The following is a 7,480-nucleotide window of genomic DNA, read 5'->3' as shown; positions in this document are numbered from 1 at the left end:
GGCCTATGCCGGAATCTCTCCCACAGAAACCACCGAAGAGCCAAAAACAATCATTCGATGCAGCCCTTTCTGCTGGCATAAAAAGCGTGGCCGAGGGCGGTGATACCCTGGCCACGCTCGTGTTCTATAACGGTGCGCGTCCTAACGGTCGGCGAGTGGCTTGTACTCCAGTGGCTCGATTACCGGACGGTATGCCGGGCGAATAATACGGTGTGCGCAGAAGAGCTCTTCCATGCGGTGTGCCGACCAGCCTGCCATGCGGGCCACGGCGAACATCGGCGTAAAGAGCGTCTCGGGTACGCCGAGCATCTTGTAGATAAAGCCCGTGTACAGGTCAATATTGGCGCAGATAGGCTTGGTCATGCCGTGGTCGCGCATGACCTGGGGCGCCAGGCGCTCGATGCGCTCGATCAGCGCGAATTCCTCGCCCAGATCTTTCTTGGCGGCGAGCGAACGTGCGTAGTGGCGGCAGACCTCGGCGCGCGGGTCGCTGAGCGTGTAGACGGCGTGTCCCATGCCGTAGATGAGCCCCGTGCCGTCAAAGGCCTGCTTGTCGAGAATCTTGCTCAGATATGCAGCGACCTCGTCATCGTCTTCCCAGTTGGAAACATGCGCGCGAATGTCCTCGTGCATGGATACGACCTTGGCGTTGGCACCGCCGTGACGCGGGCCCTTGAGCGAGCCGATAGCCGCGGCGTAGGCGGAATACGGGTCGGTGGCCGAAGACGACAGCACGCGGCAGGCGAAGGTGGAGTTGTTGCCGCCGCCGTGCTCGGCGTGGAGCATGAGCATCACGTCGAGCAGCATGGCCTCGTCGCGGGTGAACGCCATGCCGCCGCGCAGGACCTGCAGAATGGTCTCGGCGGTGGAGAGACCGGGCGTGGGGTGCGGCACGTGCATCTCCGAACCGTGGCACTTTGCGATCGATGCCATGTGCGCAAAGGCGGCGATGCGGGGCAGACGTGCCAGCATGGAAATGGCAACGTCGATCTCGTGCTCGGGTGTGATTACATCGGGCTCGGCATCGAAGGCATAGAGCAGCAGCACGGCGCGCTGGAGCACGTTCATGATGCTCGACGACACCGTGGTCATAGGGAACTCTTTGACGTACTCGTCGCTCAGATGTCTAAAGGCGCCCAGGCGCTCGCAAAAGCCGTCGAGCTCTTCCTTGTTGGGCAGCGAACCCGTGATAAGCAGATAGGCGACTTCCTCGTAGCCGTAGCGATTCTCGGCCTGGGCATTGTTGACCAGATCCTCGATGCTATAGCCGCGCAGCGTGAGCGTGCCCTGGTCAGGCACGACTTTGCCGTCGACCTTGTTGTAGCCGTGCACGTCCGAGATGCGGGTAAGGCCCGCGACCACGCCCGAGCCGTCGGCATTGCGCAGGCCGCGCTTGACGTTGTGCTCTACGAACAGGCCCTCGTCATAAGGGTCGGTCGGCAGGCCGTGGTAGAGGTTTTCGCTCTCAGGCGAAATCTGGCGGCTTGCTTCGTAATCCAGAACCAGGCGGCTCAAGTGGTCATCGAAGCGGTAATAGATTTTCTTGGCGTCGTAGGCCATGCGCGCTCCTCTCCGGGCCGCATCGGGGTGACTTGCATGGGCATGCGCGCGTCAGGCTATCCCCAGCGGCTTGCTCGCTACAGGCGGTACATAAAGTTGAAGACGTCCTCGCGCTGGATGGACACGTTGACGCCCGAAAGCTCGCCGGCCTCGGCCAGGGCCTTCTGCAGCTCAGCGAAGTCGAGCTTGGACTCGGCGGTATCGGCCAGCATGGTCATGGTGAAGATGTCCTCGATAATGGACTGCGTAATGTCGCGGATGTCGACGTTGGCCTCGCCCAGAACGCGGGTGACGCCGGCGACGATGCCGGGGCGGTTCTTGCCAAGGACGGTGATGACGATACGGGAGGACGAGATCTCGGCCATGGGAAACCCTTTCGCGTGGTTGCGGCGCGCGAGGGCGCTCCGCTACGGTACAGTGTTCATCATTGTACCTGTCTGGCGCAAAAAAGGCGCGCTCGCTGCGGCGTTACATGCCTGCAACATGAGCGTAAGGGGGAAGGCCGTACGGGGAAGAGCCGTCTGGCGCGTGTCCGGCTCGTGTTGGGTTGATTTCCGATCTCAGCCGAACACATTGAGCGGACAGGCCGTTCCCGCAGTCAGCCGAACGCCTCCGACGGCTGATTCCGAACTGGAAGCGGAGGGCATCCCCGCCCTTCGGTAGGGGATACCGCTCCGCGGCGCATGCCGCGGGCGGCGCCCCTATCGGACCACCGTGACCTCAGTTGGGATGGGCCCAGCACTGCCGCGTACTCGGTGAGCTAGAGCCAACTGTTCGTCTTCACGTCGCGTATGGCGATATTTCGGTCGTCCGGCTCGGTGATGCCGTAGCCGAACGCCTGGAGCGTCTCGATGGACTCCTGGATCCTCTGTTGGAACATGGGACCCGGATCGACCCTCGGCCCGAGGTGCCCGCGCCAAAGGCACGGCGTGGCGCGCAGCATGTTATGGATTTTGGAGATGGGCTCGATGTCGGCGTAGACGTTGAACGTCGCCATGGCGTCCTTGTGGCCGAGGATCGATTGGAGCGCCTTGATATCGCCGCCTTGGCGGATCCACTGCGTTGCGAACGTGTGGCGAAGGCCGTGGAACGTGATCAGCTCGTCGTTGGTGCCCATGAGGCCGTTGGTCTCCGAGAACGTCTTGAACGCCCTGCGGATATAGCTTGTCGTCGCGAAGGTCGCGCCCGGCTCCGACAGGATGTAGCAGTCCCCGATCTCGACCGCCCCGGTAAGGCCGCGCAAGCGCAGCTTTCCGCAGTCGATCTCGTGGGTCTCCTTCAGGAAGGGGAGTAGGCCGACCGGGTCGATGGGGATACCCCTGGCGTCATGGGTCTTGGTGTCCTTGATGAACGAACCCATTCCCTTCGCGTACGCCACCGAGTGTCTGATCGAGATCAGGCCCGTCTCGAAATCCACATCGCACCACCGAAGGCCGCAGACCTCGCCGATTCGCATCCCCGTGTGCAGGGCGAGTACGACCGCCCTCTAATCCTCGGCGGACCAATCGAGTCCGAACTCCTTTCGGGCATCCTCTTCGCTCATGACTTCGAGAAGGTCTCCGGGTTGGCAACGAAGGGCGAGGCATAGCTGCTCGAGTGTGTTGAAGCGAATGCCGCGAATATGCCCTTTTTTAATACGGGACAGGTTCACGGGCGTGGTTCCAATCCTTTCGGCAAGTTCGTTCGAGGAAATCTTTCGCTCGGCCATGATCTTGTCGAGGCGAACAATTACGGGCATGGCGTTTCCTTACGCAATCTCGTCGGAGTCGAGGTACAGCTCTCGGGCGTACAAGAAGAGCTGGGAAAGCATGAACAGGACGATGCCGAGAACCAGAGAGGTCCAATCGAATGATGAAGCGATCTCTTGGGCGCCGACGGCCCCCTCGCCGCCAAACATCGAAACGGAGGTTTTGAGTGAGCCGGCGTAGAGGCTGGTGGCAGCTTGAACAACGAAGAGAATGCCGAGCACCTTCAAGCATGTCGCAGACCCTTTCTTGAAGGGGTCTCCGCTCTTGATCGTCCACACGAGAACGGCGCTGAGGATGGTCGTAGCGATACCGATGACGGCAGGGACCAATGTCGAGATCGCAAGGGCTGGATACGCGGGGGAGTCTGCAATTACAGGGTTGTCGAGCACTTCGATTGCTGGCTTTAAGGAGAACGCCACTTGTGCGATGGCGGTGGCGCAAAGGGTCGCAGAGGCTATCGCACATGCGATGCGGAAGGAATGAAGCCGGGGAGTGCGATTGTCGGAACTCATAATAACCTCCGAAGAATTTAAAAAACTCAGGTTACTTTTTAACAGTTTATGTTAAATTGACTTTGCCGGCAAGTAATCACAGCATGCTGCAACCGAAACCCCTCTAGATTGGAGAGGATTATGTTCAGTACTGTTAAGTCGTGTAAGCTCTTGGTTTTCCTCGGCCTCGCTCTTTGTCTGTTGCTGCCGGGAGCCCCCGCTTTTGCGGATACCCCGATGCCTCCTTCCCAGGAGAGCAGCCAGTGTGCCCTCGTTGAGCCCCTCGGGTATACGGACGACGTCGTCGATACCTACTGGAGCTACAGCTGTCCTCGCGGCGTAAGCGGGCACAGCATCTCGATGTTCAACATCTCTTACAAGACGATCTCCTACCGAAATGGCTATCGCCGATCCGCGCATCATAGGGAATCCCGCCTCGCTGCAATGTGCTCCTGTGGTGTTCTTGGCACAACTGATAAATGGCAATTTGTCTATAGCACCTACTAGATGCGAGGAAGGGCCGAGCATTTTGTTCGGCCCCTCTGTTCCGACTGGATGAGGTTAAGGTTGGCGATGAATATGCTCAAAATCTCGAAGGCGATCTTTAGGTCGCTTCTCTCCTCCAGGTCGCTCTGTGTTGTCGTTGTTGCGTTGATGGTTCTTTGTGCTCTGCCCGTCTTCAGGAGCGCGGCTGGCATCGACGGACGGGTCGAATACCTCGAGTCGGGAATAACTCGTGTTGAGCAGGAATTGTCAGCATCCTATGCGGATGCGCTTGTGAATGCGGGGGAGGACGGTGTCTATACCTCTTCATCAAGCATGCCCGCGCTTCTGTACCCTCTTGCCGCGGGACGTCTTATCTTGGCACCGCTCTCTCCCCTACTTCCGTTTCTGCAGATATCGGATGGAGAGTACACCTATTATGACGGATCGAAGGAGTACTTGCTATGGGTCGCAACGGCCGTTGCCGTCTCGTTCCTTGCCGCGCGTCTTAACAAACGTGAAAAGCTCATCATCCAGGCACCGATGGGCGAGCTGGGTAGACTTGTTGCATCGAGCGTATGGGCGAGTGTTTTTGCAATGCTTGCCGTCCTCGCCATCAATCTTCCAGGGATAATCGCCGCGCTTGTGAAGAATGGCCCGGGCTCGCCGTTCTATCCGATGGGCTACATTCAATATGCGACTCCGGTTATCAAACCGGCTTGGCTGGTGTTCGCGCAGACGGCCATCTTGCAATTCTTGGTGGCAGCGTTCATCTCGCTTGTCGTTCACCTTGCCGTGAAGATTGCCAATAACCCTACGCTTGGAATCGTGTTCGTATGTGCCCTGATGGGGGTGACGATGGTTCCCGGGTATTACGGAAGATCCATCGCTTTACGTGAGTTCGCCCTGTTGAATCCCCTTACGTATGCGAACACTGAGTTGACCGTCGGCGCCTATAGCCCGTACCCGACAACGCAGATAGTGAATCTGCCTGGACTTTGCTTCGAGCGTGGCGCGATTGCCCTCGTATGCGCAATCGGGATCGAGGTGCTGGCAATTAGCCTGCTTTGCGTTGCTGGAAAGAGCGGCTGCGCGTGCCCGATATCCCCGATTTGTCTTGAGAGAGGTTCCTTCACTGCATCGAGAACGGCAACTCGTTCGAGCGCTTGTGCCTCCACCGTTGCATACGTAAGAACGATGGGGAAACTGCTCCTGCGTTCTCCTACCCTCGCCGTATGCGCGATTGCAATGTCGACGACGATGCTGGCCCCGGCTCTGGTCGAGATGTTTCCTGACGCTGATAACGTTTCCGCTGTTCGGTATAGGGATGGGGAGCTCCGTTCAATAGATCGGTATCTAGAGCAGAACGCTGCGAATATGGACGTCGAGGGCAAAGCGGCCCTGGAAGACATGCGGGATGCTCTTTCGGGTTTCGTGTACGCGCCTATGCCTGCGGAGGGGTTTCGAAGCCTTGCGACGTACGAGCGCGCTCGAGGTGAGCTGGGCGCGGCAGATGCGACTCTCCTGCAATCGATCGGAATCGAGCCGGAGACTCCTTCTCGTGCGGAGGCGCGCGCCCTTCTGCTTGAGTCGATCGCGAGCTTGCCGGACCCCAAGGTTTACGAGTTAAGTACGAAGATGCCCCCATTAATCCTCCTTTCGTATCTCCAGGCAGCGCTTCCCTCCTTATTTTTGCTGTTGCCCGTGGTTGTCACATCGCTCGCGTGCACCCACCTGCAGTGTCGTTCCCTTCTGGTTCTCCAGATCCCCGCAACAGCGCATGTGCGTTTTCTGACGGCTGTTGCGCTGGCTCTCCTGCTTGGCTTGGTGCTGCTTTTGGTGTCGATGGTTCCCGCTGTCGTTGTGTCCGTGATTAAGAACGGTGCGGGTGGATCGGAGTATCCCGTCGCTCTCATTCGGGCGGGAGCTTCGACAACGTCCATGGTGGGGGAGGCGGTGTTGTGCAGTATTCCGTTGCTGGTCATGGCATACGGCGTGATTTCCGTCGTCGCTGCGTTGACAGCAGCGATTAGCCGCAACCCCGTTGTCACCGGAATGGTTTGCGCGGTTCTCTTGGTGTTGGGTTCGTTGAGCGCTCATGTTGAAAGCGTGGGCATGGGCGTCGCGCTGCTGGCTCCATTCGCCTCGTTTGATCCCGCTTCCCAGGTGGGGACGATTGGGTTCCTTGGGCGAGGGACGAACGCGATGCCTTTTGGAGAGGTCGTCGGCGCATCGGGCGCTCTGCTGGTGGTCTTGGGCGCCGTATCTCCGTTGATGGTGCGCCTGAGTGTTCCAAAGATCGAAAGGGGATGATCTCGATGATTGACCTTCAAACGCTGACGATCTCTTATGGAAAGAAGGTGCTCGTAGATTCGGTGAACGCTGAGTTTGCCCCGGGTACGGTCTACGGTCTCGTCGCTCCGAACGGGCATGGAAAGACGACGTTGCTGCGTGCGATGGCAGGTTTGCCGGGTCCTCGCGTGGACGGGAGCATCGTTCTGGATGAGGTGCAGGGTACGGGTGCGAGAGAGGTCCGTTCTATGATCTTCTATGCACCTGGTGAGGGGACGCTGCTGTATCCCGGATTGCGTGCGGAAGATCACCTCAAGATTGTTTGCGATATGTGGCCGCATGCTCGCGATATCGAAGAGATAGTGGAACAAACGCAGATAGGCGAGTTCGCGAAGATGAGGATCCGCACTCTGAGCCAGGGCATGAAGCAGCAGCTTACCCTGGCGATTGCGTATGCGACGGGCGCGCGGTACCTTCTATTAGATGAGCCCATGAACGCGCTCGACCCCAGCAGGGTGGACTTGCATTCCGAGATTCTCAGGAAGCTGGCCGATTCTGGTACGTGCATCATCATGTCATCCCACATCTTGGATTCGGTCGATAGGCTGTGCGATGAGATTCTGTTTTTGAAGGATGGGAGGCTCATTAGAAGCATTCCGCAAGATGATGCTGCGCCGAAGTCTCCTGGATCCCATTTCGCAAAGCCTGCCGGACGCGCCGAGGGTGCGCTAAGCACGTATCGGCGACTCTACGAAAAGGGCGGGTAGAAATGCAAGTTAAAAATCTATGTGGTCAATATAATACCGTTGAACACGCATATCGATACCGCTCAGCCATTCGCCTCGCCCCCATCGCACGCATCTTCATCCGGCCTGTCATTATTAATCTAACGATGCTTTGGGAAAT

The 7,480-nt window shown here is 58.5% G+C and carries 7 protein-coding genes; 2 read left to right on the top strand and 5 right to left on the bottom strand.

Annotation, left to right across the window (positions count from 1 at the left end; all coding sequences use genetic code 11):
* Positions 1-141 precede the first annotated feature (141 nt).
* The 5 genes from DW037_RS10130 to DW037_RS10105 form a co-directional block, all read right to left on the bottom strand.
* On the bottom strand, positions 142-1,560 hold the full coding sequence (locus DW037_RS10130; protein WP_118373251.1) for a citrate synthase: 1,419 nt from the start codon (positions 1,558-1,560) through the stop codon (positions 142-144).
* A gap of 77 nt (positions 1,561-1,637) precedes the next feature.
* Entirely contained in the window at positions 1,638-1,925 is a 288-nt protein-coding gene (locus tag DW037_RS10125; RefSeq protein WP_006235289.1) for an ACT domain-containing protein, read from the bottom strand.
* Between the two features lie 395 nt (positions 1,926-2,320).
* Positions 2,321-3,028, bottom strand: coding sequence for a site-specific integrase (locus tag DW037_RS10115; RefSeq protein ID WP_255413696.1), 708 nt, complete (start codon positions 3,026-3,028; stop codon positions 2,321-2,323).
* Positions 3,029-3,046: 18 nt separating this feature from the next.
* Positions 3,047-3,298 (bottom strand): helix-turn-helix transcriptional regulator, encoded by a 252-nt coding sequence (locus DW037_RS10110; protein WP_006235292.1) that lies wholly within the window; start codon positions 3,296-3,298, stop codon positions 3,047-3,049.
* 9 nt (positions 3,299-3,307) lie between these two features.
* Complete coding sequence (locus DW037_RS10105; RefSeq protein WP_006235293.1) at positions 3,308-3,820, bottom strand: DUF2975 domain-containing protein; 513 nt, start codon at positions 3,818-3,820, stop codon at positions 3,308-3,310.
* 552 nt (positions 3,821-4,372) lie between these two features.
* Between DW037_RS10105 and DW037_RS10095 the strand changes: the two genes are divergently transcribed.
* Together DW037_RS10095 and DW037_RS10090 are read left to right on the top strand one after the other, a co-directional pair.
* A complete protein-coding gene (locus DW037_RS10095; RefSeq protein ID WP_118373248.1) occupies positions 4,373-6,595 on the top strand; it encodes a hypothetical protein in 2,223 nt (740 codons plus the stop codon).
* Between the two features lie 5 nt (positions 6,596-6,600).
* Positions 6,601-7,341, top strand: a complete 741-nt coding sequence (locus DW037_RS10090) for an ATP-binding cassette domain-containing protein (protein ID WP_158571993.1) — start codon at positions 6,601-6,603, stop codon at positions 7,339-7,341.
* The last annotated feature ends 139 nt before the right edge of the window (positions 7,342-7,480 follow it).

It is taken from the genome of Collinsella sp. AF39-11AT (genome assembly GCF_003474585.1).
Classification (GTDB): Bacteria; Actinomycetota; Coriobacteriia; order Coriobacteriales; family Coriobacteriaceae; genus Collinsella.
This window is presented reverse-complemented; position numbering and strand designations above follow the sequence as displayed.

What these genes read in the sequence shown, in the direction of transcription:
- DW037_RS10130 (WP_118373251.1), bottom strand. Translation starts at nt 1,560, where the DNA reads ATGGCCTACGACGCCAAGAAAATCTATTACCGCTTCGATGACCACTTG.
- DW037_RS10125 (WP_006235289.1), bottom strand. Translation starts at nt 1,925, where the DNA reads ATGGCCGAGATCTCGTCCTCCCGTATCGTCATCACCGTCCTTGGCAAG.
- DW037_RS10110 (WP_006235292.1), bottom strand. Translation starts at nt 3,298, where the DNA reads ATGCCCGTAATTGTTCGCCTCGACAAGATCATGGCCGAGCGAAAGATT.
- DW037_RS10105 (WP_006235293.1), bottom strand. Translation starts at nt 3,820, where the DNA reads ATGAGTTCCGACAATCGCACTCCCCGGCTTCATTCCTTCCGCATCGCA.
- DW037_RS10095 (WP_118373248.1), top strand. Translation starts at nt 4,373, where the DNA reads ATGAATATGCTCAAAATCTCGAAGGCGATCTTTAGGTCGCTTCTCTCC.
- DW037_RS10090 (WP_158571993.1), top strand. Translation starts at nt 6,601, where the DNA reads ATGATTGACCTTCAAACGCTGACGATCTCTTATGGAAAGAAGGTGCTC.